This is a genomic window from Tumebacillus flagellatus, from assembly GCF_000714935.1.
In the GTDB taxonomy this organism is placed as follows: Bacteria; Bacillota; Bacilli; order Tumebacillales; family Tumebacillaceae; genus Tumebacillus; species Tumebacillus flagellatus.
This window is the reverse complement of sequence record NZ_JMIR01000007.1, coordinates 39739-65236: the sequence shown is the minus strand read 5'-3', so window position 1 is coordinate 65236 and position 25498 is coordinate 39739. Positions and strand designations below refer to the sequence as shown.

General features: G+C 54.4%; 27 protein-coding genes. 8 read left to right on the top strand and 19 right to left on the bottom strand.

The features are described from left to right. Together EL26_RS06820 and EL26_RS06815 are read right to left on the bottom strand one after the other, a co-directional pair. On the bottom strand, positions 1-1326 hold the full coding sequence (locus EL26_RS06820; protein ID WP_038085986.1) for a metallopeptidase TldD-related protein: 1326 nt from the start codon (positions 1324-1326) through the stop codon (positions 1-3). Beyond that, the gene (locus EL26_RS06815) at positions 1292-2512 is read right to left on the bottom strand and encodes an MFS transporter (RefSeq protein ID WP_038085984.1); all 1221 of its coding nucleotides are present in this window, start codon (positions 2510-2512) and stop codon (positions 1292-1294) included. Before EL26_RS06815 ends, EL26_RS06820 begins: the two co-directional genes overlap by 35 nt. Before the next feature lie 375 nt (positions 2513-2887). Between EL26_RS06815 and EL26_RS06810 the strand changes: the two genes are divergently transcribed. Continuing rightward, a complete protein-coding gene (locus tag EL26_RS06810) occupies positions 2888-5128 on the top strand; it encodes a B12-binding domain-containing radical SAM protein (protein ID WP_081857037.1) in 2241 nt (746 codons plus the stop codon). Positions 5129-5420: 292 nt separating this feature from the next. On the opposite strand, the gene EL26_RS06805 is transcribed toward EL26_RS06810, so the two are convergent. From EL26_RS06805 to EL26_RS25380, 3 genes are all read right to left on the bottom strand, one after another. Further along, positions 5421-6389: an MBL fold metallo-hydrolase gene (locus tag EL26_RS06805; protein WP_038085981.1), complete on the bottom strand. Its 969-nt coding sequence runs from the start codon at positions 6387-6389 to the stop codon at positions 5421-5423. A gap of 121 nt (positions 6390-6510) precedes the next feature. Beyond that, positions 6511-6855 carry a DUF4064 domain-containing protein gene (locus tag EL26_RS06800; RefSeq protein ID WP_038085979.1) on the bottom strand — a complete coding sequence of 115 codons (345 nt, stop codon included), beginning with the start codon at positions 6853-6855 and terminating at the stop codon, positions 6511-6513. A 92-nt stretch (positions 6856-6947) separates the two neighbouring features. Further along, complete coding sequence (locus EL26_RS25380; protein ID WP_161780676.1) at positions 6948-7094, bottom strand: hypothetical protein; 147 nt, start codon at positions 7092-7094, stop codon at positions 6948-6950. A 100-nt stretch (positions 7095-7194) separates the two neighbouring features. Between EL26_RS25380 and EL26_RS25375 the strand changes: the two genes are divergently transcribed. Further along, complete coding sequence (locus tag EL26_RS25375) at positions 7195-7365, top strand: hypothetical protein (RefSeq protein WP_161780675.1); 171 nt, start codon at positions 7195-7197, stop codon at positions 7363-7365. A 117-nt stretch (positions 7366-7482) separates the two neighbouring features. On the opposite strand, the gene EL26_RS06795 is transcribed toward EL26_RS25375, so the two are convergent. Continuing rightward, positions 7483-7695 (bottom strand): hypothetical protein, encoded by a 213-nt coding sequence (locus tag EL26_RS06795; RefSeq protein ID WP_038085977.1) that lies wholly within the window; start codon positions 7693-7695, stop codon positions 7483-7485. Between the two features lie 207 nt (positions 7696-7902). Here EL26_RS06795 and EL26_RS06790 point away from each other — a divergent pair, with 207 nt between their 5' ends. Both EL26_RS06790 and EL26_RS06785 read left to right on the top strand, forming a co-directional pair. After that, the gene (locus tag EL26_RS06790; RefSeq protein ID WP_052036087.1) at positions 7903-9678 is read left to right on the top strand and encodes an AMP-dependent synthetase/ligase; all 1776 of its coding nucleotides are present in this window, start codon (positions 7903-7905) and stop codon (positions 9676-9678) included. A 120-nt stretch (positions 9679-9798) separates the two neighbouring features. Further along, a complete protein-coding gene (locus tag EL26_RS06785) occupies positions 9799-11025 on the top strand; it encodes an MFS transporter (RefSeq protein WP_038085975.1) in 1227 nt (408 codons plus the stop codon). 44 nt (positions 11026-11069) lie between these two features. On the opposite strand, the gene EL26_RS06780 is transcribed toward EL26_RS06785, so the two are convergent. The 11 genes from EL26_RS06780 to greA form a co-directional block, all read right to left on the bottom strand. Beyond that, a complete protein-coding gene (locus tag EL26_RS06780; RefSeq protein WP_038085972.1) occupies positions 11070-12491 on the bottom strand; it encodes a sensor histidine kinase in 1422 nt (473 codons plus the stop codon). Beyond that, positions 12488-13159: a response regulator transcription factor gene (locus EL26_RS06775; protein ID WP_038085971.1), complete on the bottom strand. Its 672-nt coding sequence runs from the start codon at positions 13157-13159 to the stop codon at positions 12488-12490. Before EL26_RS06775 ends, EL26_RS06780 begins: the two co-directional genes overlap by 4 nt. Before the next feature lie 19 nt (positions 13160-13178). Then, positions 13179-14165 carry a UDP-glucose 4-epimerase GalE gene (galE, locus tag EL26_RS06770; RefSeq protein ID WP_038085969.1) on the bottom strand — a complete coding sequence of 329 codons (987 nt, stop codon included), beginning with the start codon at positions 14163-14165 and terminating at the stop codon, positions 13179-13181. Positions 14166-14167: 2 nt separating this feature from the next. Next, complete coding sequence (gene galU / locus EL26_RS06765; RefSeq protein WP_038085967.1) at positions 14168-15046, bottom strand: UTP--glucose-1-phosphate uridylyltransferase GalU; 879 nt, start codon at positions 15044-15046, stop codon at positions 14168-14170. A 101-nt stretch (positions 15047-15147) separates the two neighbouring features. Next, positions 15148-17385 carry a glycosyltransferase family 39 protein gene (locus tag EL26_RS06760; RefSeq protein WP_052036086.1) on the bottom strand — a complete coding sequence of 746 codons (2238 nt, stop codon included), beginning with the start codon at positions 17383-17385 and terminating at the stop codon, positions 15148-15150. 153 nt (positions 17386-17538) lie between these two features. Next, positions 17539-19344 carry an oligoendopeptidase F gene (gene pepF, locus EL26_RS06755; protein ID WP_052036085.1) on the bottom strand — a complete coding sequence of 602 codons (1806 nt, stop codon included), beginning with the start codon at positions 19342-19344 and terminating at the stop codon, positions 17539-17541. A gap of 14 nt (positions 19345-19358) precedes the next feature. Continuing rightward, positions 19359-19562, bottom strand: coding sequence for a DUF3906 family protein (locus EL26_RS06750; RefSeq protein WP_038085961.1), 204 nt, complete (start codon positions 19560-19562; stop codon positions 19359-19361). A gap of 101 nt (positions 19563-19663) precedes the next feature. Further along, positions 19664-20248: a glycerol-3-phosphate 1-O-acyltransferase PlsY gene (gene plsY / locus EL26_RS06745; protein ID WP_038085958.1), complete on the bottom strand. Its 585-nt coding sequence runs from the start codon at positions 20246-20248 to the stop codon at positions 19664-19666. A 115-nt stretch (positions 20249-20363) separates the two neighbouring features. Further along, a complete protein-coding gene (locus tag EL26_RS23535; protein ID WP_052036084.1) occupies positions 20364-21230 on the bottom strand; it encodes a C40 family peptidase in 867 nt (288 codons plus the stop codon). 107 nt (positions 21231-21337) lie between these two features. After that, complete coding sequence (locus EL26_RS06735; RefSeq protein ID WP_052036083.1) at positions 21338-21712, bottom strand: hypothetical protein; 375 nt, start codon at positions 21710-21712, stop codon at positions 21338-21340. Between the two features lie 20 nt (positions 21713-21732). Beyond that, complete coding sequence (gene greA / locus EL26_RS06730; protein ID WP_038085957.1) at positions 21733-22206, bottom strand: transcription elongation factor GreA; 474 nt, start codon at positions 22204-22206, stop codon at positions 21733-21735. 139 nt (positions 22207-22345) lie between these two features. On the opposite strand from greA, the gene EL26_RS06725 reads away from it, so the two are divergent. From EL26_RS06725 to EL26_RS06715, 3 genes are read left to right on the top strand one after another with little or no spacing between them, the layout of a single operon-like run. Beyond that, complete coding sequence (locus EL26_RS06725; protein ID WP_038085955.1) at positions 22346-22573, top strand: spore coat associated protein CotJA; 228 nt, start codon at positions 22346-22348, stop codon at positions 22571-22573. Beyond that, positions 22570-22839 carry a spore coat protein CotJB gene (locus EL26_RS06720; protein WP_038085953.1) on the top strand — a complete coding sequence of 90 codons (270 nt, stop codon included), beginning with the start codon at positions 22570-22572 and terminating at the stop codon, positions 22837-22839. Before EL26_RS06725 ends, EL26_RS06720 begins: the two co-directional genes overlap by 4 nt. Positions 22840-22861: 22 nt before the next feature. After that, the gene (locus EL26_RS06715; protein ID WP_038085952.1) at positions 22862-23431 is read left to right on the top strand and encodes a manganese catalase family protein; all 570 of its coding nucleotides are present in this window, start codon (positions 22862-22864) and stop codon (positions 23429-23431) included. 80 nt (positions 23432-23511) lie between these two features. Here EL26_RS06715 and EL26_RS06710 read toward each other — a convergent pair whose 3' ends face one another. Both EL26_RS06710 and EL26_RS06705 read right to left on the bottom strand, forming a co-directional pair. Beyond that, the gene (locus EL26_RS06710; RefSeq protein WP_152559189.1) at positions 23512-24003 is read right to left on the bottom strand and encodes a MauE/DoxX family redox-associated membrane protein; all 492 of its coding nucleotides are present in this window, start codon (positions 24001-24003) and stop codon (positions 23512-23514) included. Beyond that, complete coding sequence (locus EL26_RS06705; RefSeq protein WP_052036081.1) at positions 23948-24433, bottom strand: thioredoxin family protein; 486 nt, start codon at positions 24431-24433, stop codon at positions 23948-23950. Before EL26_RS06705 ends, EL26_RS06710 begins: the two co-directional genes overlap by 56 nt. Before the next feature lie 489 nt (positions 24434-24922). Between EL26_RS06705 and EL26_RS06700 the strand changes: the two genes are divergently transcribed. Next, positions 24923-25468: a 2,4'-dihydroxyacetophenone dioxygenase family protein gene (locus EL26_RS06700; protein ID WP_052036080.1), complete on the top strand. Its 546-nt coding sequence runs from the start codon at positions 24923-24925 to the stop codon at positions 25466-25468. The last annotated feature ends 30 nt before the right edge of the window (positions 25469-25498 follow it).

Below are 25498 nucleotides of genomic sequence, written 5' to 3'. Positions count from 1 at the left end.
TTATCCTTTTCCAATCCAAATGGAGTCGATTAAAATTTCGGGTACATCAGAGGCCACATACAAACCGTTTTGGTTCTTCTTCGAACAAGTAAAAAAGTGTTTTTTTGCCTGATTGCTGATTGAGACAATTCGACTTAGCGCACTCAGACAACTTCCTCTAACAAAACATCTTCCGATTCGTTGAACCGGCACTCCATTATCCAACACATGGGCATTCCGAATTTGAAGTACAAAATTATTTAGATGTGAATGAGCATCCTCAATACTTTCCAGATACACCATACGTTTAAAAGCGGACTTCAATGTGTTGGATGATTCTACTCCCGGTTCCATACATGTGCAGTGCATTCGTGGCATCGGCTCCATCCCTCCACGTATGGCACGGCCATGTCCTGTTACTTGAACTTTGTCACGAGCAGCCGTTTCACGGGAATGTAGCAATCCTTCGATTCTCCCGTTCTGGATCATAAAAGTATTTTGGGTGAGAGAACCTTCATCATCAAACTGCATGTTGGGTTTATCCGAGATATGCACAAAATCAGGCGCGATTCTAGAACCCTTTTTAGAATACAGCTTAGAAGCAATCGCAGTATCAGCTTCAAACAAATGACCCACAACTTCGTGTAAAAATACCCCTGCAACGTGTGAAGACATCATGCAAGGGTAATTTCCAGAAGCAAATTCACTCGCCTCTCCTTCCTCATGATAAAGTTCGAGGCTGTTCAACTCTTGCAAGTGTTGCGGTATCGGTTGCGGCTTGACTGAATGATGCAAGTACAAATGATTCGCTGAAGTCAGAATCTCCGATGCAACAGTTGAAAACAGTTCATTTCGAGAGAGTGTTGTGCCGTTTGAATTCAGATACTGAGTATATTGACGATCTATAATAGCCTTCACGACATGGCGACCTTCAAACCGACCGTGCAAATGCTGATGGTACTCGTCCAAAGCCTTAATATCTCGTTTGAGTTTCTCTATATATTCTTGATTAAAAACCTCATTTTCCACGGGGTCGAACGTGCCACATGTTGAATGGTGAGAAACCGAACCCACATGGATTGGATTCGTCCTCGTTAACAACATTTCTCTTGCTTGCTCGTATGCGAATGTAAATTCGCTAGGTTCTTGGAACGTTGATCTCCCTTGATGCGCACCATCCGAAAGTATTAATAGCCCCCCCTGATGAATGATCGGGACAACTGGAAATTCAGCTTGGGAAGGATCCACATGTAGGGTCTGGCCTTCCTTCCAAATAATCTCTGCAAAATACTGTTTCTTGTTCTCAAGCAAATCACGAAGATACTTGTTGTCGGCTGGAATCGTCAACCCCTCCCTGAAATCTCTTCCTTGTTAAAAAAGCAACGACATACAAGGTGATTGCGAGCAATCCCGCACCTCGATACATCCACTCCACTGACCAGGTAGCAATACTGCCTCCTACGAGCATACCTGTGATATAACATGGAGTCGTAACCAAATTCAGCAGACCAAAAAACCTTCCTAATAGACTTTCCGGAACCACTCTCAGACAGATCGTTACGGCCACTAAATTGGGCATGGTTTGAAATACGCCCAAAAAGAATAAAACCACCAATACATAAGGGAAGGGGACGAATGTCATGCTGATCAGCATCACTCCAACTCCCAAAAATGTACTGCCGATTATCGTTTGATACGGTTCCCATTTTGAAACAAACTTCGAAAATAAGGAGGAGACAATCACAACTCCGACAGCCATGGCGCAGTTCAAATAGCCGTACGTTAATTCAGTTCCCTGTAAGACCTTCGAATTATAGACGACTATTTGTGTCACAAAAAGTCCCATGATAAAACTGCCTAGTGTGAAGATGATCAGGAGCTGCGGCACCGGTGGAACTTTTCGAATTCCGCTCCAACCTTCTTTTAGCTCCTCGCGTACCGATTTTTTGTCCTCATTCGAAAAGTTGTCTTCTATTTTGGTAGACCGATAGAGAATAAAGGAAATAAAAAATGCTGACAACAGATAGGAAGCAGAGTCGAAATAGAAAGGCAAATCATAGCCAAAAAGACCAACCACAATCCCTCCGAGAAGGACCCCAATAATCTTTACAAGTCCAGTAAGCATGGAAGACGTGCCATTGATCATGGCTAATTCGTCATCAGATGAAATTTTTCGGATGATTTTCATTTTAGCCGGAGTAAAGATACAGCCCGAAGTGACAATCAAAATCTGCACGACAAAGATAACCGCAATGTTCTCGTGAAAGAACGGAATCAGAAGAATCAACATACCTCTTAGAAGATCACTGATGAGCATCATCCGTTTTGGGTTATAGCGATCCACGATGACTCCGCCCAAAGCTGAAAAAGCAATGATCGCTATATTCTCAAGAACCGCAATCCCGCTGACCATTAACGGACTTTCTGTAACATGATAGATCAACAGCATGACGGCACTGATCGAGAACCAATCTCCGATCTCTGAAAAAAACTGAGACAGGTAGATTAAATACCTAGGCATGAATCGATTCAAGATTCCCCCCCCATTCGATTTTTAGTTAGTAAAGCAGAGAGGTGTTCAGGCCTCTCTGCTTTACTTTGAGAAATTAGCAGATTACGTTGTTGTTCGTTTTTTGCTCGCCGAAAACTTCGTCTGCCAGAGTTTCTTCCAGCTCAAGGATTTCTTGCTCGAGATTCTTGTTCATTAATATTCACCTCTCATATTTCTTTAAATTCGCAGCCTGCAAAATTTATCTTACAGCATCGAAGAAATTCATGTCAATGCGGTTGACAAAAAATATTTTTAATGTGATATATTTACATATATACACTCCCAATAAGTAACTCGCCATGGTTATTGTTATTCTGTATTTTAATTCTGTGTTTTTGACCGAAAGGAGCCCCCATCATGTCCACATTACTTCTGTACCCACCCATAACAGATCCTACGTCTGGTTACCATAGTCTTTCATACCTGGAGACGTATGCACGTCAAATGAATGTCGAACATATCGACATTTTGGACACCAACATCGAGGCATTTCTGTACACAGTGAACGGCGAGTATCTTACAAATTTCCAAGAGGATGTACGCGCACGACGACTTGAACTCGAAAGCAAACCCCAATTGAACGGGCTTGAGCAAGTGGAGTTGCTATACCTTGTAAAAGCCTGTGCATTTGACTATGAAGGACTCGAACAAGCGATTCAGGTCATGCGAAATGAGAACTTATTTTATGATTATCATCACTATCAACCGGCCGTTGAATTGCTCCTGAGTTGGGTTGACTTGCTTTCTTTGCAGGGATTTGTAGGGCAGTTTGATGGTTTTTCTCTGTCTCCTCGTTCTTTATTCAATCTTCAAAGTTCCGGCGACATGGGGAATCATGAATTATGCCATCGTATCGCCAATCCGTTTCATCCCTACTTTGAAAATGTTCTCTTGCCACTCATTCAAAAAAATGAATACCGGGTGGTTGGCATTAATGTCACCTACATGGCTCAGCTCCCCTTCGCCCTCTCCCTAGGAAGGTTGATTCGGAATCACTTTCCGAACATCGTCATCTTGTTTGGTGGCACCGAAGTCTCTGATGTGTGGAAATATCTCCTCGATAAAAGCAAGTTTTTCTGCGTTTTTGACGCGGCCGACGCTTGCGTGATCGGTGAAGGAGAACAAGCATTTACCCAGTTGCTAAAACTTGTTGAGAACAACCAGCCTTTCCGTACGATTGCAAACGTTTTGTTCAATCCCAAGCATGAGCTCACAGCCGAATTACCTGTTATTCAGTACGAGGATATCGCAAAACTCCCAACACCTGACTATAGCCAACTTGACTGGAGTTTGTATTTATCACCGGAACCGTTTGTCTACTACTCACCTTCACGCGGCTGTTACTGGAACAAATGTACGTTTTGTGATTATGGATTGAACGGTGACTCTCCCACGAGTCCGTGGAGAACAAACCAAGTGGACAAAGTGGTAGATGATTTATCTATATTGTCTAAAAAATATAAATTTATATATTTTTCTGTCGATGTGCTTAGCCCGGCTACTTTGCTGCATTTAGCAGAAGAGATCGTGAAAAGAAAGATTGATATACGTTGGGGTGCGGAGATACGACTTGAGAAGTATTGGTCGAAAGAGCGTTGCGACCTGTTAAAAGCAAGTGGTTGCACTGCAATTTCCGTAGGCTTTGAATCGGGGAATCAGCGAATTTTGGATCTCATCAACAAAGGCACACAAGTTCACCGTGTCAAAGAAACAGTACACAGTTTTTATAACAGCGGCATTGGTGTACAGATTATGGGATTTACACACTTCCCGAGTGAACGATATGAGGAAGCAATGGATTCCATAAACTTTCTAATGGAAAGTCGCGATTATTGGACATTTGGCGGCTTAGGAACATTTGCATTGACTCCGGGAGCCATCGTGGCCAAACAGCCGTCAGACTTTGGTATTACAAACGTCAGGCCCTATGATGGGGATGATATCATTCGGAATTTACACTTTGAAGATTCTGTACAAGATCGCAGTCCAGAAACGGAACATATTCTAAGTAAAAAGAAGCAAGCCTTGAATCCAACCGGATTTGACAGACCTTGGGTTGGTGGAACAGACTCGGCGCACTCCTTTTTCTATCATGATCGATTTGGAACTCAGGTCCGAGCAATTTTAGAACCTCAAAAGCCGGAGTTAGATACAATCGTGATAACGAATGGAAATGTAGTCGATGATATCGGCAAATTCCCTATTGAGGAACTTTTGAGTACTCGATACATTTCTGATTTACACGCTGCGTATCGAAAAGAGCAACTTATTGGCTTATCTCACGCTCAACTGGTAGACATCCTGACCTCCAAAGTTCTGCCAAGCAAGCAAGGCTCAGAAGCAGTGAAACAGTATTTCATCCGTCAGGACAATACGATTCACCGCCTGACTCCCCATGTAATCGAACTCTTAGAATGGTTTCAAAATGCAAATTCTCTTCGGGCCTATTTTGAGGACCAGAAAACTCCTGAAGCGGATCGACACTTATTTGAACGGTTGCTTCATGTTTGTATCTTGAAAAACTATATTCGTTTCGTACCCTCTCCTCATCATGTTGATGCTGTAGCGAATCACGCTTCATCATATAAACAACATTAAACCTAAAAGAGAATCCAAATGGATTCATTCAGCGTGTAGACAAACTACCATTTGCGGTACGAGGTCTACACGCTTTTCGCGTAAACTACAAAAATAACAAGGCCAAAAGCAGTAAATCAAATCTCAGTTTTTCGATTGAGACACGGATGTGGAGCACCACAGGGGACTCAGCCAACCAGAACGTGCAATTTGCGGGATCTGCTTTTATTTATCACATCTTAAGATAGGCCTCACCGTATCGAATATGAACAAACTGCAGGGGACACATCCCCTGCAGTTTGTTCCGTTTTTTCTACTTCAAACACTCCTCCACAACCTCATACCGCCAGAGCCCGCCGTCATCCTCGATCTTCAGCTTCCCGTCATGCACAAGCCAGTCGAGGTGGCCGATCGTTTCCGAGATGATCAGCGGCAGTTGCTCGAAGTGCCTCGGAAACAGCGTCAACGTAATGTCCATCCCGACCGACTTCCCGGCGCGCACCGTCTCCAAAACCCGCTCTGCACGGCGCTCCATATCCCTCAGCCGCTTCGTGATCAACTCCTTATGCCCCGTCACTTCCTCCCCATGCCCGGCGTACCCGATCTCCCAGTCCAGCGCTTGCACGTTCCGCAGCGCCTCGCGATACAGCATCAGCATCCGCGGGCGTTCTTCTCCTCTGCGAAGAGGCGGCTCCAAAAGCGCGTTCGACGAGATGTGCTTGATCACATGATCTCCCAGCAACATCCGCCGCCCCTGCCGGTCAAACAGCGAAATATGATCCAGCGCATGCCCCGGCGTGTACAACACTTCCCACTCCTCATGCCCCGGCAAGCGGTCGCCCTCTTGCAACGCCGTGTCCACATGCGCCGTGCCGACGTAATCGAGGAAGTACAGAATCTGCTTCAACGCCGTTTCCTTCTGCTCTTCATTCAACCCGAGCCCTCGATACAGCTGCAAATAAAACTCACCCCTCGCCGCTTCCACGTCCGGGTCGCGCGCAATCAGCGGCTCCGTATACGGATGAGCCAGCACCTTCGCTCCGCTCTTCTCCACGAGATGCTCCACCAACCCGACATGGTCGCAGTGGTAATGCGTCAAGACAATCTGATCCAAATCCTCCACCCGCACCCCGGCTGCCCCGAGACCGTGTTCCAAGGCCTCCAATGCATCCCGGGTCAACGGCCCCGTGTCCACCAACGTCAAACAATCCCGCCCTTTCAGCAAATACACGTTGATGTCGCCCACCGGAAACGGCGTGGGAATCGGTATCTTATGCAGCATCTCGGCTCACTCTCCTTGATCCGAATCGAAATTGTACCGAACAGTCGGTAGATATTTCGATTATAAAAAAAAAGACCCCACGCGAAAAGGGGTCTTTTTTCCTGAATCGGGGATCGCGCCGTTACGCGGCGACTCCGCTTTTGTTCTTGCGGGCAAATCCCATGATCCCGGCGATGAGGAACAGCACTGCCGGCACGGTGTAGAAAAACGAGATGCAGATAAACCCGACGATCGCCGCCACGATCATGAACAGGCTGCCCAGCGCCGTTTTGCTCTTGATGATCGCCGCACCGATGATCCCGAGCACCGAAATCGCAATGGCCACCCACGAAGCCGTGGAGACGACGCCCGCGCCGTCGACTTGCAACGACTCTGCGATCCCGCCGAACAAGACGCCCGAGAAACCGCACAAAATCCCTACAATACCAGCAATAAGACCCATAACAAATTCAGCCGTTCTCTTCATGCGCGTCACCCCTTCTCTTGTGCGCCTTGGAAAGCGCATCCACACCGTCATACTATGTATGAGTCAGGGGTGACATTCCACTCTTACATCTGTTAACGCTTGCCGGGGCTCGTGTTCGCCGAAATTTTGGACATCATCAGCGAGCCGAGCACCGTTCGCAGCATGCCCCGGTTCACCGATCCCACCAGAAGGACAATCATCGTCACAAGCAACGCAATCACATAGAAACGGATCTTCATCCAAGCTCACCTCCGCCCGCTTAGATTTCCCAAAAGAGGGTACAGTAACACTCGAAGCGAGCGTGAGACGTTCTTTCGAGATTCATGGGAGGTGGTTGTCGTGAGCGAAGTCGACCTCGATACCCTCGGAATCAAGGAGATTCAAGCGCTGGCCAAGCAACTTCGCATTCACCCTTCGTACAAAGTCGGGGGCTTGCGCGTGCGCAAGAACAAAGCGGAACTCCTGCGCGACATCCGCAAGTCCTACAAGCCCGAAGACGACGAAGGGTAAAAAAAGACGGCTCTCCTCTATAGGGGAAGCCGTTTTTTTGTGCAAACAATCCCCTTCAACGAGGAGCCGACTTTTGTACAGGCTTACTCTTTTGAGAGCGCCGTTTTTTATACAGGCTCAAGCCTGCAAATTCACTTGATACACGCCCTCCGTCTCCGTCGGCAGCAACCGCTTGGTCTGCACCAACGCCCGGCGCTGCTCTTCGGTGAGTCCCGCGTCGATCAGGTCTTGCTCCGCCACTTGCGCGCCCTTGGCACCGTGCAAGCGAATCAGCGTGCGCAACACGTGCGGGGTGATGATCTCAATCAATTCCGATCGCGAAAACCGCATGGGTCCTCTCTCCTTTCGCTGCCTCCAGTCTACCATAAAAACATTTTTCGACAAATAAAGGAGTTTTCACACTATTTGACGAACTGGTCAGTATAAAAACTGGCAGTTCTGAGCATTGGGACAAGCGCGCGACACGTACACTATCTGTACCTGTACTTGTTCGCTTTTTTTGTGCACCCAGTCGATAAGGAATAAGGAGGTGTCGCTATGTCGAACCTGCTTTCTCTTCTCCACCAATCCGTGCAGAACCACGCAGAACGCACGGCGTTGATGTGGAAACAAAACGGTCAGTATGAGAAGCTGACCTACCGCGAATTTTGGGATCATGTCCAATCGTTCGCGTACGCTTTGCAAGACCTCGGCGTCAAGCGCGGGAGCAAGGTTGCCATCCTCTCCAACAACTGTCCCGCCTGGACGATTGCCGACATCGCGATCATGATGTGCGGAGCGGTCACCACGCCGATCTACCCGACGAGCACGGCGCACCAGATCGAGTTTATCTTGCAAAACGCCGACGTGGAAGCGATTCTCGTCGAGACGGACGCGCTGGCGGAACGCGTGCTTTCCGTCGCCACGGAAGCGCTGCACTCCCTGATCGTGATCTCGTCTGCCAACACGCCGGTACATCCGGGCGTGCAGACGTATGACGCGATACTAAAGCGCGGGCAACAGCTGTTCGCTCTGCAAGGCCCGCAAACGGAATGGACGGCGATCACCGACGACGAACTGGCGACGATCGTGCACACGTCCGGCACCACCGGCAACCCCAAGGGCGTGATGCTCACACACGGCAATTTGTTTGCCAACGTGGACGCCATCCGCGAATTTTTGCCGACGTATCCCGACGATGTGGCGCTGTCGTACTTGCCGCTCTCGCACATTTTTGAGCGCACGTGCGGCCAGTTCACGATGCTCACCAACGGTGCAACGTTCGTCTATTGCGAAGGCTTGCCGAAGATCACCGACAACTTGCTGGAAGTTCGCCCGACGCTGATGACCTCCGTCCCGCGCCTGTTTGAAAAAATTTACGACGGCGTCATGAACACCGTTCGCGAGGGCTCCAAAGCCAAGCAAGCGATCTTCCGCCTCGCGCTGAAAGTCGGAAAGCAGCAGATCACCGCTCCGACGTTCACGTCGAAACTGCTCCACCCGTTGCTCGACAAGTTGGTGTTTCAAACGATTCGCCAGCGCATGGGCGGCAACATCCGTTTGCTCGTCTCCGGCGGGGCGGCGCTGTCGCCGACGATCGGCGAGTTTTTGAAGATCGCGGGGCTGGACGTTTGCGAAGGCTACGGGCTGACGGAAACCGCGCCGGTCATCGCGACGAACCCGTACAACGACCTGCGCATCGGCACTGTCGGACGCCCGCTTCTCAACCTCGACGTGAAGCTCGGCCCGGACGGCGAAGTGCTGGCGAAGGGACCGTCGGTCATGGTCGGCTACTACAAAAACCCGGAAGCCACCCGTGAAGTTTTTACCGAGGACGGCTACTTCATGACGGGCGACATCGGCGAATTCGTCGACGGCTACCTGCGCATCGTCGAACGCAAGAAAAACATCCTCGTCCTCGCCACCGGCAAAAACGTCGCCCCCTTCCCGATCGAATCGGCGATCACGCGCTCGCCGTACATCTCGCAAGCGATCCTGCTCGGCGACAAACGCAAGTACGTCTGTGCGCTGGTCGTGCCGGATTTCGTCAACCTGGAGAAGTTTGCGGCAGAGCATTCTCTGAACCTACCAACCGTTCAGTTGATTGAGCACCCGCTGGTGAAAGCGCTTTTTGAAAACGAAATCAAAGCGCAGCTCGGCGAGTTTGCCAACTTTGAACGGCCCAAGAAGTTCACGATCCTCCCGCGCGAGTTGACGCTGGAGAACGGCGAACTGACGCCGTCGCTGAAAGTGAAAATGCACGTGCTGCAAGAACGCTACGCACAGCAAATCGCCGCGATGTACGAAGAGCAACCGGAAGCGGCTGCGATCTAATTCATCTTCCAACCACTAGACCTTCCGAATCTTGAAAAAAAACCGCTCGGCACCCTTACAGGGCCAAGCGGTTTTTTGCTAGAATGGATGCATCCTAGTTTAATGATTTCAGGAGGTCTCATGGTCGCCTATTTTCAATCGTTGTTGCGAATGCCGCGGGCTGTGCATTTTTATCTGATTTCGGAGATGGTGTTCGGTCTGGCGATCGGCATGGCGGTCATCTTCAACTTCCACTACTTGGCGCTCGGGTTCGATGCGCGGGTGATCGGGATCGCAACGGCGGTCAACTCTGTTGCGACGGCCGTGTGCTCGTATCCGGCGGGCCTCTTCACCGACCGTTTCGGTGCCAAAAAAGCGATGGCGCTCGGCATCGGCGTCGCCACGCTCGGCTACATCGCCATTCCGCTGGCGACGACCGCTCTGCAACTGTATCTGGCGCAAGTCTTGCTGGCGGCCGGCACGGCGTTTATCATCTCCTGCGAGTTCCCTTACATCATGAGTTTGTGCGAACGCAAGGAAGACGAGACGACGGCGTTCAATTTGCTGATCGCCGCGTTCACGCTGACGTTGGCGCTCGGCAACATTCTCGCCACGCATCTGCCGCAGTACATGCCGCAGGGCACCACGATGTACCAGTCGACGATGTTCTTGGTCGCGGCACTGTTTGCCGTCATGTTCGTGATGCGCTTGTTCTTGCCCGCCGCCTCCGCGCGCATCGAGCAAGAAAAGCGTGCGGACAAAGCCGCTCAGAAACCCTCTTGGCGCGTCGTGCCCTCCCGTCAAGTCTTGCTCTACGTCATCTACGCCACGCTTGCCGGAACGACGTACGCGATGGTCGTGCCGCTGGAGAACGTGATCATGAAGCAGCGGTTCGATCTCTCGGACGATCTCGTCGGCTACGTGATCGCCGCCAACTCGTTTCTCAGTTTCCTCACGTCGCTGACGACGCCGTACCTGATGCAAACCGCCAAACGGCGTCTCTTCCTCTACTTGGGGTTTGGGATGCACATGGTCGGCCAACTGCTGATGGGCTTGTCGGTGCCGTTTCTCGCGTTTGCGCCGTTCTTGCTCGGGCGCGGGGTCGGGTCGATCATGGTCAACTCGTTTGTGGACTCCTCGATGATGAAAGCCACGCAGCTGGAAGAGCGCGGCTTGCACTCGGGACTGCGCAACCTCTGCCGCTCGATGGCCGTCTCCGGCGCGACGGCGGTGTCCGGGATCATCATCGCATCCGGCGATACGCAGACACCGTACTTCCTCGCGTTCTTGCTGGTGGCGATCCAGACGGTTTTCTTCACGTTCTTGATTCGCCGTCAATTGCGCGAAGATTTGCAAGAAAATTTCTAACCGCAGATGCCAAAAAAGCTGACGTCCGCCAATTGTGGCAGATGTCAGCTTTTTTTCAAGGTGACAGTGAACGTTGAGCCTGCCACGGAGACGGCGCCTTCGTGGAGGTCGAGGATTTTTTTGACGATGGCAAGTCCGATTCCGCTGCCGCTCTTGGTGCGGTTGCGGGACTTGTCAAGTTTGTAGAAGCGTTCGAAGATTTTCTCCCGCTCTTCCTCGGGAATGCCGGGGCCGCTGTCTTGAAACGCAACTTCAAGCGTCTCCCGATGCTCGGTGAGCGTGATGGAGATCGTCCCGCCGCGCGGTGTGTGTTTGATCGCGTTGGAGAGCAGGTTCGTCCAGACTTGGCTCAGCAAGTCTTCGTCCGCCACGATCATCGTGCGCGGGAGGTCTTCGAGGTCGATCTCGATGTCCTTCTCCGCCCATTGCGGTTCGTGCGCGACGACGATTTGGCGCAGTTGCTCGTCGAGTTCGTACGCTTTCGGCTGGAACGGATGATGCTCCGATTGCAGCGACGCGAGGCGCAGCAAGTTCTCGCTCAGCCGGGACAGCCGGTCGCTTTCCTTGTAGATGATCTCGGCGTAGCGCTTGCGGTCTGCCTCGTCCGCCACGTCGTCGAGCAACGCTTTGGAGAAGCCCTTGATCGAGGTCAGCGGCGATTGGATTTCGTGCGAGACGTTGGAGACAAAGTCTTGGCGCGAAGCTTCAATCTGTCTCAGCTCCACCGCCATGCGGTTGAAGCTCTTCGCCAGCGTCCCGAACTCATCGCCCCGTTGGTCGGAGAGGCGGATGTCAAAGTTGCCCTTCGCCAATTGCTCAGTGGCCGCTTTCATCGCCCGCAACGGTTTGACGAGGTAGCGGGACGCGACGACGATCAGCAAACTGCCCACAACCAAGACGATCATCAGCGTGATGTTCACAAACGTCCCCATGTTCCGCCCGCGGTTGCTCGGCATCGCTTCGAGGATCAACGCGCCGCGATGACCGTCTTGCGTATACGGCAACCCGACGATGTCGCCCATCGGCGGGCGGTTGCCACGGAAGCGGTCTTGCTGGTCTTCGCCCGGCAAGCCGATCAGCATCCCGAGCGGCGGCTCGGAGGAGTGCGAGTACGTTTTTCCCGAGAGCACTTGTTGCACGGCTTCGGTGGAGACGGACAAGCGGTCTGCTTGCGGCGGGCCGCCCGGTGAAGCGAACGTCCGCACATGCCCTTGGTCGTCGAACAGCCCGATGCGCACGCGGAATTGCTCCGCGAGTTGCTTCATATAGACTTCCAACTCTTGGTCGGACGAGGCGCTCGGCACCATCTTGAGCGCCAACTGCCCGGTCATTTCCAACTGGGACCGCACGTCGCGGTTGTACTGCCCCAAGTACAGCCAGTTCGTCACAAAAAACGAAACCACCAAGGACAGCACCACGACGACGAGAAACGTCAGCACCATCCGCACATACAGCGAGCGGGTCATGACGTGGTCTCCAACCGGTAGCCTAAGCCCCGCACGGTGGAGATTTTGATGCCGTCATGGTCGGAGAACCGCTCGCGCAGGCGCTTGATGTGCACGTCGACCGTGCGGTCGTCGCCTTCGTAATCATGACCCCAGATGTCTGCGATCAGTTGAGCGCGGGTGAAGATCTGGCCCGGATAGCTCGCCAGTTTGAACAGCAGCTCGAATTCTTTGGGCGGCAGGGATTGGCGCGATTCGCCGTTCTGGACTTCGTACGTCAAGCGGTTGATCTCCAAACTGCCCACTTGCAAACTTTGCGACGAGTTGATCCGGTAGCGCTTGAGCAGGGCTTTGACGCGCAGGACGAGTTCGACCGGTTCAAACGGCTTGACGAGGTAGTCGTCGGTCCCGAGTTGAAAGCCTTTGATCCGCTGCTGGGATTCGCCCTTGGCGGTCAGCATGAGAATCGGGATGTCGTGGTGGCGTTTGACTTCCCGGCAGAAATCCCAACCGTCCATCTCCGGCATCAGGATGTCGAGGACGATCAGGTCGACGCGTGCCGATTCCAGCAGGTCGAGCGCATGCCGCCCGTTTGCCGCTTCCAGCGTGTCATAGCCTTCCTTGCGCAGATAGAGCCGAACCAATTCGCGAATGTGCGGGTCGTCGTCGACGAGCAGAATCGTGATCATCGTGGCTCCCTCCTCAATCTCAGCGGTAGCCGTGCGGATGGTTCGCGTGCCAATTCCACGCCGACGAGATCAGCGTTTCCAAATCGCTGTGCCGGGCGGTGAAGCCAAGGTCTTGGCGGATCTTGTCCACCTGAGCGACCAGTTCGTCCGGATCGCCCTCGCGGCGCGGCGCCTGCACGGTCGGAATCTCGCGCCCCGTGATGCGGCGCGCCGCTTCGATGATTTCCAGCACCGAATAGCCCTTGCCGGTGCCGACGTTGTAGGAACCGCTCGGCTTGCCGTCCGCTAAGGCTTGCAAAGCCAACGCATGAGCGTCCGCCAAATCGCGCACATGGATGTAGTCGCGAATGCAGGTGCCGTCCGGCGTGTCGTAGTCATTGCCGAAGATCGAGAGCGACTCGCGCTGCCCGAGCGCCGCTTGCAACACCAGCGGAATCAAGTGCGTTTCCGGATCGTGCGCTTCGCCGATCCGCCCGTCCTCCGATGCGCCCGCCGCGTTGAAATAGCGCAGGGCGATCCATTTCAGGCCGTGCAACGTCTCCATCATCTGCAAATATTGCTCGATGAACAGTTTGGAGAGGCCGTACGGGTTGATCGGATGCTTGGGTGAATCCTCCGGAATCGGGACAACTTCCGGCACCCCGTACACCGCCGCCGTCGAGGAAAAAACGATCCGGCGCACTCCGTTCTCCACGAGCGCTTGCACAAACTGCTGCGATTTCACGGTGTTGGCTTCGAGGTACTTGGTCGGGAACTTCATCGACTCTCCGACCAAGGAAAGCGCCGCGAAATGCACGGCGGCTGTGATGGAATGCTTGCGGACGATCTCGGCGATCAACGCCGCGTCGGCGATGTCTCCTTCATAGAAGTGCGGCGTGAGCACCGCACCGCGATGTCCGGTCTGCAAGTTGTCGAGCACGACCACTTCATGCCCCTGCTCCAAGAGATGGCGGACGGTGTGGCTGCCGATGTACCCTGCGCCGCCTGTGACGAGAATCGAAGCCATGCTTATCGGCCTCCCTCGCGTACCGTCAATTGTTCCGCCAGGCGCAAGATGTGCTCTTGCAAGCGCGGACGGATGTCGTCGCGGCGCAGTGCAAATTCCAAGGACGCTTCGAGATAGCCCGCGTGGTCGCCGATGTCGTAGCGTTTGCCTTGAACGTTGAAGATCTTCATCTTCTCTGCGGTGTTCAGAACGTTCAGGGCGTCGGTCAATTGAATCTCGCCGCCCTTGCCCGGTTCCGTCTGCTCCAAGATCGGGAAGATGTCCGGCGTCAGCACGTAGCGGCCGATGACCGCCAAGTTCGACGGCGCTTGGTCGCGCGCCGGTTTTTCAACAATCTCGTCAATCAGGCCCTCGGTGTGCGAGACGATCCCGTACTTGTGAACGTCTTCCCAATCGACTTCCTGCACGGCGATCACCGGGCGGGCGTGACGTTGGTAGAGTTCCACCATCGACTTCAAGGTCGGAGGCTCGGAGTGGATGATGTCGTCGCCCAGCAACACCGCGAACGGTTCGTCGCCGATGAAGTGGCGCGCGCAGAGAATGGCGTGGCCGAGGCCGAGCGGTTCTTTTTGGCGAATGTAATGGATGTCCGCGAGGTTGGCGGCCGACTTGACGATTTCCAACAGGTCGTGTTTGCCCTTCTCTTCCAAGAAGGATTCCAGTTCGCCGGATTTGTCGAAGTAGTCCTCGATGGCGCGTTTGTTGCGTCCGGTGACGATCAAGATGCTTTCAATTCCGGAAGCGACGGCTTCTTCTACAATATATTGAATCGCCGGTTTGTCGACGATCGGCATCATTTCTTTGGGCAGCGCTTTGGTCGCCGGGAGAAAGCGGGTGCCAAGCCCGGCGGCAGGAATGATCGCTTTGCGAATTTTGGTCATGGGGCGTTCCTCCTCTTTGTACGCTGAGAATACCTCTTACAAGCGAGAAAATCAATAGAGCGTGGGGGTTTTTGGGAATTCCGCCGCCGAGATATCGTTCCTCATTGGCTCCCTCCCGCTTTGAGGTCATAGAGCGTTTGGTTCATGCCGCCCATCGGGCCGAAGTTGCGTTGAGCTTGGCCGTCCCGGTTGTTGAAGCGTTCGCCGAAATTGGAGTTGGTTTGGTTGTTCTCCTTCGCGTTGCTTTCATTTGTGTTGCTTTCGATTGTGTTGTTGCGAGTCGATCGCCATTCGCTTTCCGGGACGGCTGTGCCGTGCGCTTTGACCCACGCCGTCAGTTCGGATTGCGAATCGCCGCCCGCACCTCCGCCGCCGCCGATGAGGATGTAGCGAATTTGACCTTCGTTGACGAGTTTTTGCAGTTTCTCCGGCGTCAGCGCCGGGTCGTTGCCTTGGAAGCCGCCGTAGGTCATGACGGGAAGGCCGGTTTCCAAGATGATCGGGTCGGATTGCATCGCGGACGAGACGCCGACGAGGTAGGAGCCTTCGACGTAGTTTTTCTTCAAGAAGTCGATCAACTTCGAATCGGCGGTCGTCTCGCCGGGGCCGCCCGGCATGCCTTGCATGCCGCCGCCTCCCATGCCCATGCCTCCGGATTGGCGTTTCAAATCGGGGCCCGCATAAGGAAGCGTGGATTGTCCGCCGTACAAGGTCGGAGTCAGCGCCCAAGCGGTCGGGCCGGTGAAAAGCGCTGCGAGTACGACGAGAGCAACGAGCGATTGACCCGTTTTGACCGGCGATAGATCACGGGTGAGACGGAGCCAGATCAGGCCGAGGCAAGCAAGAACTGCCAGAATGGCGACGGAGTAAAAAACGCCCTGGGACGTGCTGGTGTAGTTGGACAAGAAGACCAGCGTCGTCGCGGCGGTGATGGCAATGGAAGCGAGCAGCCACCAGCCGTGGAAGCCGCGTTTTTCGCGGAGGTCGTTCCACATCTGAGTGAGCCCGGCGCCGAACAGGGCGGCGATCGCCGGAGCGAGCATGACCAGATAGTAGCGGTGGAAGAAGCTGGCGTACGAGAAGAACACGAGCATCGGAGCGAGCCAGAGCGTCCAGAGCAGAGCACTTTGGCGGCGTTCGTTCCAGACGAATTTCTCTTGGGGACGCCAGAACAGGGCGAGTGCCGCGCAGAGGGCGAACGGCAGGAGCCACGAAATTTGGCCGAACAGGTTCGTCGAGAACAAGCGGAGAACTCCGGCTTGTCCCGTTTCCCCGGCACCGCCCGGCCCGCCGCCCATGCCGCCGGGACCGCCCATGCCGTTTTTACCCGGCTCAAAGTTCCGCGGGAACTGCATGCCGTTCGGCGGGGTCATGCCTTGTTGAACGTTGCCGTCAGCCGAATTCATTCCGTCCGGCGGGGTCATGCCGTTTTGCTGACCGTTGCCGTCAGCCGAATTCACTCCGTCCGGCGGAGTCATGCCGTTTTGCTGATTGTTGCCGTCCGTGCGGCCGCTGCGATTTCCACCGCCTCCGCCGCCCAGACGTGTGCCGGTATTATCCCAGCGGTCTGTGCCGTTGTAGCCCAAGATCAAGTCGACGACGCTGTTCTTCGAAGAACTCCCGACATACGGGCGTTGATCCGCCGGAACGGCGTCCACCGCGAGCGCCCACGAGAACGACACGCCAAGCAACACGACGGCAGCGAGTGCCAGATGGATGATTTTTTTCTTCCAATTGAACTTCGCGGCGATTGCATAGAGCACGAGGAACGCCGGAAGCACCATATACGCCTGCATCATCTTGATGTTAAACCCAAGCCCCACAAGCACTGCACTGGCCACGAGCCAGCGCAGTTTTTTCAACTCGATCGAGCGGAGCAAACACCACGCCGCCGCCAGCAATACCAAGACCAACTGGCTGTCAATCGAGTTGTTGCGCGAAATCGCAACGGCGATCGGCGTGAGAGCGAGCGCCAGCGCCGCCAACACGCCCGCCGCTCGGCCAAACGGCTTTGCGACCAGCACGTACAGCAGGCCCGTGGACAGCACGCCCGCCAACGCTTGCGGCAAAAGCAGCGCCCACCCGTGGAAACCGAACACTTTCGCGGAGATCGCCTGCATCCAGAACCCGAGCGGCGGCTTGTCAATCGAGATAAACCCCTTGGCGTCCAAAGACACGAAGAAGAAATTGTGCCAACTCTTCAACATGCTCGAAACCGCCGCCGCGTAGTAGGTGTTGGCAAGCCCCTCCCGCGACAACTCCCAAAAATTCAAAAACGCCGCCGCCAGCATCACGGCAGCCAGGGCGTACTTGTGCCAATTTGTTCGAAAGCGTTCCATCTCTCCTCACTCACTCCCTCTATGTGTTTCTATGCTCACAGAATAGAGAGCTTTCATGAACTGAACATGAACGAGACAAAAACTCCCCGCCGACAGAAAAAAACGCCCGGTCCCCCGCGCGGGAACCAGGCGCTTTGCTCATGCCTCAAAAAACTACTCGTTCAGCAACTTCTCCAACTCTTCCAAACGCTCGCGGAATACGCTGAGCGCCTCGACGATCGGCTGCGGGGAAGACATGTCGACGCCTGCGCCTTTGAGCAGGTCGATCGGGTCTTGCGAAGAACCGCCGCGCAGGAAGTTCAGGTAGCGCTCGACCGCCGGAGCCCCTTCGGAGCGGATCTGCTTCGAGAGCGCCATCGCCGCCGCAAAGCCCGTCGCGTACTTGTAGACGTAGAACGCGTTGTAGAAGTGCGGGATGCGCGACCATTCGTTTTTCAACTCGTCGTCGAGCACCAATTCCGGACCGTAGTAGTCGGCGTTCAACTGGCCGTAGAAATCGCGCATGAGATCGGCGGTCAACGGCTCGCCCGCTTCGACTTTCTCATGAGCGAACTTCTCAAACTCGGCGAACATCGTCTGACGGAACATCGTGCCGCGGAACTGTTCCAGCGAGTGGTTGAGCAGGTAGGCACGCTCGTTCTTATCGGTGGTTTCCTCCAGCAGCTTCTCCAAGAGCAAGTTCTCGTTGAGCGTCGACGCCACTTCCGCGACGAAGATCGTGTAGTTGCCGTACGTAAACGGCTGGGTTTGATGCGTGTAGTACGAATGCAGGGAGTGACCCAACTCGTGCACCAGCGTGAACAGGTCATCGAGCGTGTCGGTGTAGTTCAGCAAGATGTACGGGTTGGACGTGTACGTCCCCCACGAATACGCGCCGCTGCGCTTGCCGAGGTTCGGGTAGATGTCGATCCACTTGTCGGCGAACGCCCGCTTCACGGTCTCCACATACTCTTCGCCAAGCGGTGCGAGCGCCTCCAGCGAGATGCCTTTCGCTTTCTCATACGGCATCTTCATGTCGACCGATTCCACCATCGGCAGGAACAGGTCGAAGTAGCGCAATTCGTCGAGCTTCAACACTTTCTTGCGCAGCGCCATGTAACGGTGCATCGCGTCATGGTTGTCGCGCACCGCTTTGATCAGGTTGTTGTACACGTCGACCGACACGTTGTCCGGTGCCAACTCCATCTCCAGCGTGGAGTTGTAGTTGCGGGCTTTCGCGTAGAAGACGCCCTTCTTCACGTTGGCGCTGTACGACGCGCTCAACGTGTTGCGGAACTCACCGTATGTACCAAACAGACGCTTGAATGCGTTTTCGCGCAACACGCGGTCTTTGTTCTCCATCAACACGCGGTAGTTGCCCTCCGACACGTCGTGCAGGTTCCCTTCGGAATCCTCGACTTGTCCCCACTTCATGTCGGCGTTGGTCAGCATCGAGAAGATCGTGCCCGACGAATCCAGCACTTCCGACGCGCGCGCCAGCAAATCTTCCTGCTCTTCGCTCAACACGTGCGCTTTGCGGCGCATGATGCGGTCGAGCATGATCTCGTAGAGGCGCAGACCTTCGTTCTCCGCGAGAAAGCTCTTCACAGTCTCTTCCGACAAGCTTAAAATCTCCGGATCGAGGAACGACACCGCGGAGCTTGCTTGCGCGGCCAACGAGTTGCTGCGGTCCGCCAACCCTTGGTAGTGCGTGTTCGCCGTGTCTTCATGCGAGCGCATGTGCGCGTACGTCGAGACGTTGCCGACGATCGTCTCCAGTTCATCGTTCAGTTCCAGCGCTTGGAGCAGAGTGTCGGCCGACTCGCCGAGGCGGCCCTTGAACGCCTCCATCTTGGGAAACAGTTCTTGCGCTTTCTTGATATCGGACTCCCATTGGGCGTCCGACTCGTACATCGAACCCAAATCCCATTTGAATTCGTCGCCGATCTCGGAGCGTTTCATGCTGGCTGTCGTGCTCATAGATGCAGTCCCCCTTATCTTTCCAAGACGTAGCCGTTTGCTTTCTCGGCCCGCTTTTTCTCCACGATGGCGATCTCGCTCACTTCGATCAGGCCCAACGCGTTCCGTTGCAACAGTTGGTCCGCCGCTTGGAACGCCCCTTCCTCGTCTTCCGCGAGTACGATCACGAAGGCGTCGGGAAATCCCTTGCCCTTGGCTTCCAATTTATACAAGTACATGCAACGACCCCCTCCTGTTTGCCTTATTATAGCAGAAAAAAAGTCCCCCTACACGCCAAGCGGCCTGCGGGAGACTTTGATGTCCGACTGTTCAAATCCGTTCAAATCCAAGTGACTTTGCGTTCGCTGCCGTTTAGAATCCGCTCGATATTCTGGCGGTGCGCATAGATGATGAACAACACCAGCGCGAACGTGACAAACGACATGAGTTTTCCGCCCCAGATGATCTCAAACGTATGTACCCAAACGGCTGCGAGAATCGAAGAGAGCGACACCCACTTCGAAAGATACAGCGTCATCAAAAACACGACAACCGCCGTCAACACGCCGATCGGAGTGATGAACAGCAGCACGCCCGCCGACGTCGCCACCGCTTTGCCGCCGCGAAACCCTGCAAACACCGGGTAGCAATGCCCGAGGACGGCCGGAATGCCCGCGACCAGCGCATACTCGTAGCCCGCGCCCGACAAGTACGGAAGCGCCGCGGCCAGCACGCCCTTGAGGATGTCTGCGGTCAAAACGATGATGCCGGCCTTCTTTCCGAGCGTCCGAAACGTGTTGGTTCCGCCGAGATTGCCGCTGCCGTGCTCGCGGATGTCCACGCCGTAACCGATTTTGCCCACGATCAGAGCGGACGGAATGGAGCCGATGAGATATCCCAAGACGATCAAAACAAGAATCAACATAAATATAGCGGTCCTCCTCATGCAGTGAAGACGGTTTTTCCTCTGTTGCCATTGTAACACAAAAGGCGTCCAAGCATGATGCCCGGACGCCGCTTTCCCTCTCACTTAGAAAAAACTATCGAACGCGCACGCCCGTTTGGTACACCGAGGACCAGTAGTTGTCGTCCAGTTCGGTGACGGCGATGCCGCGGGATTGATCGGCATGAACGAACCGGCCGCCGCCGAGATAGATGCCTGCGTGCGATGTCGCTTTCCCGCCGCAGGAAAAAAACACAAGGTCGCCCGGCTGCAAGTTGGCACGCGAGACGGAAGTGCCGCTGCCAACTTGTTCATACGTCGTGCGCGACAAGGTGATGCCGCATTCTTGGAAGACGTATTGGATAAATCCGGAACAATCAAAGCCGCTCGGCGTTGTGCCGCCGTACACATAAGGCGTTCCTTGGTACTTCAGCGCCACGGTGGCGATTTTGCCTCCCGCCGTCGCCGTCGCGCCCGACTGGTTGTTGATCGTCGGCGCGGGGTTTGACGCGGGAGTCGACGTGTTGCTTGAGGGGGCGTTTTTTTCAGGGGCCGGTTTGAGAGCCGGTTGCGTTTCGGGATTCGGCTGGGAGCGCGGGGGTTCCGGCGTTTCGATCTTCGGCGGTTTCAGCAACCCGCCCCGGCTGGACAGCGCGGGCAACGCTTGCGCCTGGTTCTCGGCGGGCTCGCTCTCCGCTTTCTGCTGTTGAATCTCATGAAGCTGTTGAAGCAAAATCCGCACGTTCGTCACGCTCTCCATCTGCTCCGGCTCTTTGGGCGGCTCCCAAATCGGGACGGCGGGCGTGAAAGTTGTGTCGGCGTGTTCACCAAGAGCGGGCAAGGCCGGCGGGAACGGGCGTTGCACGGAAGGCGGCGTCAACCCCATCGCCGCTTGCACGCTTTGCTGCTCCCAGAGCAGCGAGGAGAAGAGTCCAATGAACAGTCCTTTTTTCCAACTCTGCATTCTCATCCTCCCTCTACCTGAACTGTGGTTCCATATACCTTCTACCACGATATTCAGACTGTGCGGGTTGCCAAGCCTAAAAAATAAAAAAAAAAACGACCTCTCCCTCAGGACAGGTCGTTTCTCAACACTTTGACTTCCTTGGCAAACAACATCAATTTCGTGCTGCGATGCTCCCGCGCGATGTTCTCCGCCTCCGCAAACAGCTTGAGGCGTACCTCCTCGCCCGATTCGCCGGCGTCAAGCGCCACGTTCTCGGCAACGGCAAACGGCAGGGTGCCGAACATCGGATCAAGACAGAGCGTGACAAAAAGCGTGCCGTCCACGCGTCCCTCCGTCTCGTGCAAAAGCAAAAAATGATGCGGACTCTCCAGAATCTCTTCGATGCGCGACGCAATCACGTGCACCGGAGCTCCGGGGTTGGCAACTTCATAGAGACGTTGCAACGCCGCACGGTCTTCGGGTCTTGCTTGTCGTATCAAGCGCTTCCACTCCCAAACGTTTAGCCGATCTCGATGATTTCAAACTCCAGTTGCCCGCCGGGGGTGTTTACGTTGATGCGATCGCCAACTTGACGGCCGATCAGCGACGCGCCGAGCGGCGATTCGTTGGAGATCTTGCCTTCCAGCGGATCGGACTCGGTGGTTCCGACGATTTGGTAGGTCTCGACATCGCCGTCCGGCACTTCTTTCAATTTCACGGTGGAGCCGATCGAAACCGACGAGCGGTCTTCGGAGCCCGGCTCGATGATGCGAACGTTGCGCATCATCTTCTCCAATTGCACGATGCGGGACTCGACGAACGCCTGCTCATCCTTGGCTGCGTCGTACTCCGAGTTCTCGGAGAGGTCGCCGTAGGAAACGGCGATCTTGATCCGCTCCGCCACTTCCTTGCGCTTGCTGCTCTTGAGGTAATCCAATTCTTCCTCTAATTTTGCCAGACCTTCACGGGTCAGAAAAGTCGGGTTGTCGCTCAAGTTCGTTCCTCCTCTGGAAAATGGTGCTCCCCATATGTTGTAACAGGAGACGAGTTCTAATACAGGATAATCCAAAAAACCGTGCAAGTCGAGCCCGTTTTGGGCATATCGTGAGAAAAAATGGAGGTGTTCACTCAGCATGTTCACGCCCCGCAAGACTTGGCATCCGTACGTCAGCCCGTTTGACCCCTGTCCGCCGATGAGAGTCAAAGTGTACGAAACGCCGCAACACCTCTATCTGCAAGTCCAACCGCCGAACCTGCAACAGTTCGATCCGATGACCGCACTGAAAGCCGGAACGCTCTGGCCGGTCTACTACAACGACTATGACGGACGTCCCAAAATCGAGGAGGAGAGCAAAAAATGAGCGAGCACAACAAACTCCCCGAATCCTACTACCGACTGCTCCACGAACTGCAAGCGGTCGACTTCGTGCTCGTCGAACTCGCTCTCTATTTGAACACGCACCCCGACGATCTCGCGGCCGTCGAACAACATAACGCGTTCGCCGTCAAAAAACAGCAGCTCAAAGCGCAGTTTGACGCGGAATTCGGGCCGCTTCAGCAGTTCGGCAACTCGCCTGTGGGCGTGCCGTACACGTGGAAAGAAGCGCCGTGGCCGTGGCAAGTGTAGAGAACGAGGAGGCGAAGCCGACGTGTGGATTTATGAGAAAAAACTGCAATATCCGGTGCGCGTCTCAAAGTGCGACCCCCGGTTGGCGAAATTTCTGATCGAGCAATACGGCGGCGCCGACGGGGAATTGGCGGCGGCGCTGCGCTACTTAAACCAGCGCTACACCGTGCCGGACAAAGTCATCGGCGTGCTCAACGACATCGGCACGGAAGAATTCGCCCATCTCGAAATGATCGCCACGATGGTCTACAAATTGACCAAGGACGCCACGCCGCATCAGATGAAAGAAGCGGGATTGGTCGGCCACTACGCCGACCACGACAAAGCGCTGTTCTACCACAACGCCGCCGGCGTGCCGTGGACGGCCACGTACATTCAAGCCAAGGGCGACCCGATCGCCGACCTCTACGAAGACATCGCCGCCGAAGAAAAAGCGCGCGCGACGTATCAATGGTTGATCGACATGACCGACGACCCGGACCTGAGGGACGGGTTGAAGTTTTTGCGCGAACGGGAAATCATCCACTCCCTGCGCTTTCGGGAGTGCGTGGAAATCCTCAAGGAAGAACAAGACCGCAAGAAAGTTTTCTAGAGCCGACAGAAGCCAACAGCCCAAAAAGCACTCGTCCGCCTCTGTGCGAACGAGTGCTTTTTGGTTTCGGAAGAGCCTCTTCAACGCGCGCTCTTCTTAGAAGCGATGATGACGACGAGCGCCGCGAGCACGAGCAGCACGTCCTTGCCGACATCGACGATCCCGACGGGCGTCGCTTCGGTCGGACCGAAGCAGCCGCATCCGTACGGCATGACCGTGCCCCACTTTGAAATCATCACGCCGGTGAACAAGAGCGAGATCAGCCCGATGCCCGCCGCCGCCCAGCGTGCCGCCGGGCGGAACAAGATCGCGGCACCGAGCAGAAATTCCGCCATCGGCAACGCAATCGCCAGCGGTTTGATCAGCGCTTCCGGCAGCAGGTCGTACGATTTCAAAATCAAACTGAACGAATACACGTCGACAATCTTCGTGACCGACGAGTAGAGAAACACCGCACCGAGCACCAGTTGCAACAGCAGCATCAGCCAAAACCACGGCCCGCGGCCGGAAGTCCGCTTACTTGGGGTTGGCGAAGAATTCGCTGTAGACGGAGGGGTCACGTTGACCGTCAATGCGCTCTACCTCCTTGCCGTCCTTGAAGTGAATCAGAGTCGGCGTCCCTTGGATCGCGTATTGCGTCCACGCGTCATGCTTGCCCTCGATGTTGACCGGGAACATCGTTTTGTTCATCTTCTCCGCGAGCGGAATCAAGAACGGCGAGACGATTTTGCAATGCTCGCAGCTCGGTTGGTAGTAGTACGCGTAAAAATCGTCCTTGGCGCTGACTTTTTCGGCCAACTGCGGCAACGTGATCTCTTTGCTGTAGAGGTTCGTCGTCGCCGCTTTGGTGTTGTCAAAGCTGTCCGATAGAAACGAAGCCGCCACGATCACCGCGATCACCACCAAAACAGCGCCGAAAATCCACGGCAGGCGGTTTTTGCGTTTTTGTTCCTGGGCTTGTTTCAGTTGTTTTTGTACACGGCGTTCGAGATGTTTGCTCATAAGCTCCTCCCAATGGCGCTTTGCTGTCATGCGGGAACATCGCGCTTTTTCTCTTATGCATATACCTTAATCGTTCGACACTCGGTCTTAACATCCTGCTTGGAAAGTAACCCGGAATTGTGACAGTTTAGGAAGGAAATCCCGCTCAAAACAGGGGCTATGAAGTGGATTTTTTGTAAAAGTGCGTACGAGTTGATTATCAAACCATTGGCGAAAATTATGTATCTTGACAAAATTCGAGCTAAATGGTTACATAATTACAGATAGCTTTTTAATTACACTTAGCTATCTGAACATTTACGTCACACTTCAATTCTGCGAATTGGGAGGTGGAGTCGAAGAGAAACTGCTTCCGAAGCCTGGGGGGGCTTAAGGGGTACAGTCCGACTCTACATGTTTGAAGAAATTCGTTCCCGTAGCAAATTGTGACAAAGTCCTCATAAGATACGCACAACAATGGGGTTATCAGATACGAAAGGGTGATTGTGAATGAATACCAAGCATCATGTTGAGAGAAAAGTAGCGCAGCCGTTTGAAACCGTTTTTATCGGCTCTGAGAAATACCCGTGGATTCCGTGGGTGAACGACTGCTATCTCAAAGTTTTGAAGGTTAACCCGACCAACGGTCAATTCATGCTCATGCTCAAAACTCCGCCGCAATTCACCCTGCCGAGCCATCACCATTACGGCACCGTAACGGTCTTCACCATTCAAGGTATGTGGAGCTACGTCGGTCACAACTGGGTCGCAAAACCGGGCGACGTCGTTTATGAACCGGCCGGCAGCTTCCACAAGCCGTTTACGCCGCCGGAGAACAACGTGCCGGTCATCACCTTCAACATGTTGGACGGCTGCCTCGTGTTCATCGACGACGACGGCAACCAACTTGGCATCCTCGACTGGGTGGCTGCCGCGCAAATGTACTACGACTACTGCGCGAAGGAAGGCATTGAACCGCTTGACATTGAAAGCTACGATACCGAACCGAGCAACATCAAACCGCCGAAAGACCTTTCGATGAAGCTCTACGAATAAAATGGCAAAAGCGTTTGGGATCTCTCCCAA

What these genes read in the sequence shown, in the direction of transcription:
- EL26_RS06760 (WP_052036086.1), bottom strand. Translation starts at nt 17,385, where the DNA reads ATGGAACGCTTTCGAACAAATTGGCACAAGTACGCCCTGGCTGCCGTG.
- galU (WP_038085967.1), bottom strand. Translation starts at nt 15,046, where the DNA reads ATGACCAAAATTCGCAAAGCGATCATTCCTGCCGCCGGGCTTGGCACC.
- EL26_RS06780 (WP_038085972.1), bottom strand. Translation starts at nt 12,491, where the DNA reads ATGACCCGCTCGCTGTATGTGCGGATGGTGCTGACGTTTCTCGTCGTC.
- EL26_RS23535 (WP_052036084.1), bottom strand. Translation starts at nt 21,230, where the DNA reads ATGCAGAGTTGGAAAAAAGGACTGTTCATTGGACTCTTCTCCTCGCTG.
- EL26_RS06795 (WP_038085977.1), bottom strand. Translation starts at nt 7,695, where the DNA reads ATGCGGTTTTCGCGATCGGAATTGATTGAGATCATCACCCCGCACGTG.
- EL26_RS06805 (WP_038085981.1), bottom strand. Translation starts at nt 6,389, where the DNA reads ATGCTGCATAAGATACCGATTCCCACGCCGTTTCCGGTGGGCGACATC.
- EL26_RS06700 (WP_052036080.1), top strand. Translation starts at nt 24,923, where the DNA reads ATGAATACCAAGCATCATGTTGAGAGAAAAGTAGCGCAGCCGTTTGAA.
- EL26_RS25380 (WP_161780676.1), bottom strand. Translation starts at nt 7,094, where the DNA reads ATGAAGATCCGTTTCTATGTGATTGCGTTGCTTGTGACGATGATTGTC.
- EL26_RS06810 (WP_081857037.1), top strand. Translation starts at nt 2,888, where the DNA reads ATGTCCACATTACTTCTGTACCCACCCATAACAGATCCTACGTCTGGT.
- EL26_RS06790 (WP_052036087.1), top strand. Translation starts at nt 7,903, where the DNA reads ATGTCGAACCTGCTTTCTCTTCTCCACCAATCCGTGCAGAACCACGCA.
- galE (WP_038085969.1), bottom strand. Translation starts at nt 14,165, where the DNA reads ATGGCTTCGATTCTCGTCACAGGCGGCGCAGGGTACATCGGCAGCCAC.
- EL26_RS06720 (WP_038085953.1), top strand. Translation starts at nt 22,570, where the DNA reads ATGAGCGAGCACAACAAACTCCCCGAATCCTACTACCGACTGCTCCAC.
- plsY (WP_038085958.1), bottom strand. Translation starts at nt 20,248, where the DNA reads ATGTTGATTCTTGTTTTGATCGTCTTGGGATATCTCATCGGCTCCATT.
- EL26_RS06705 (WP_052036081.1), bottom strand. Translation starts at nt 24,433, where the DNA reads ATGAGCAAACATCTCGAACGCCGTGTACAAAAACAACTGAAACAAGCC.
- pepF (WP_052036085.1), bottom strand. Translation starts at nt 19,344, where the DNA reads ATGAGCACGACAGCCAGCATGAAACGCTCCGAGATCGGCGACGAATTC.
- EL26_RS06775 (WP_038085971.1), bottom strand. Translation starts at nt 13,159, where the DNA reads ATGATCACGATTCTGCTCGTCGACGACGACCCGCACATTCGCGAATTG.
- EL26_RS06785 (WP_038085975.1), top strand. Translation starts at nt 9,799, where the DNA reads ATGGTCGCCTATTTTCAATCGTTGTTGCGAATGCCGCGGGCTGTGCAT.
- EL26_RS06800 (WP_038085979.1), bottom strand. Translation starts at nt 6,855, where the DNA reads ATGAAGAGAACGGCTGAATTTGTTATGGGTCTTATTGCTGGTATTGTA.
- EL26_RS06725 (WP_038085955.1), top strand. Translation starts at nt 22,346, where the DNA reads ATGTTCACGCCCCGCAAGACTTGGCATCCGTACGTCAGCCCGTTTGAC.
- EL26_RS06750 (WP_038085961.1), bottom strand. Translation starts at nt 19,562, where the DNA reads ATGTACTTGTATAAATTGGAAGCCAAGGGCAAGGGATTTCCCGACGCC.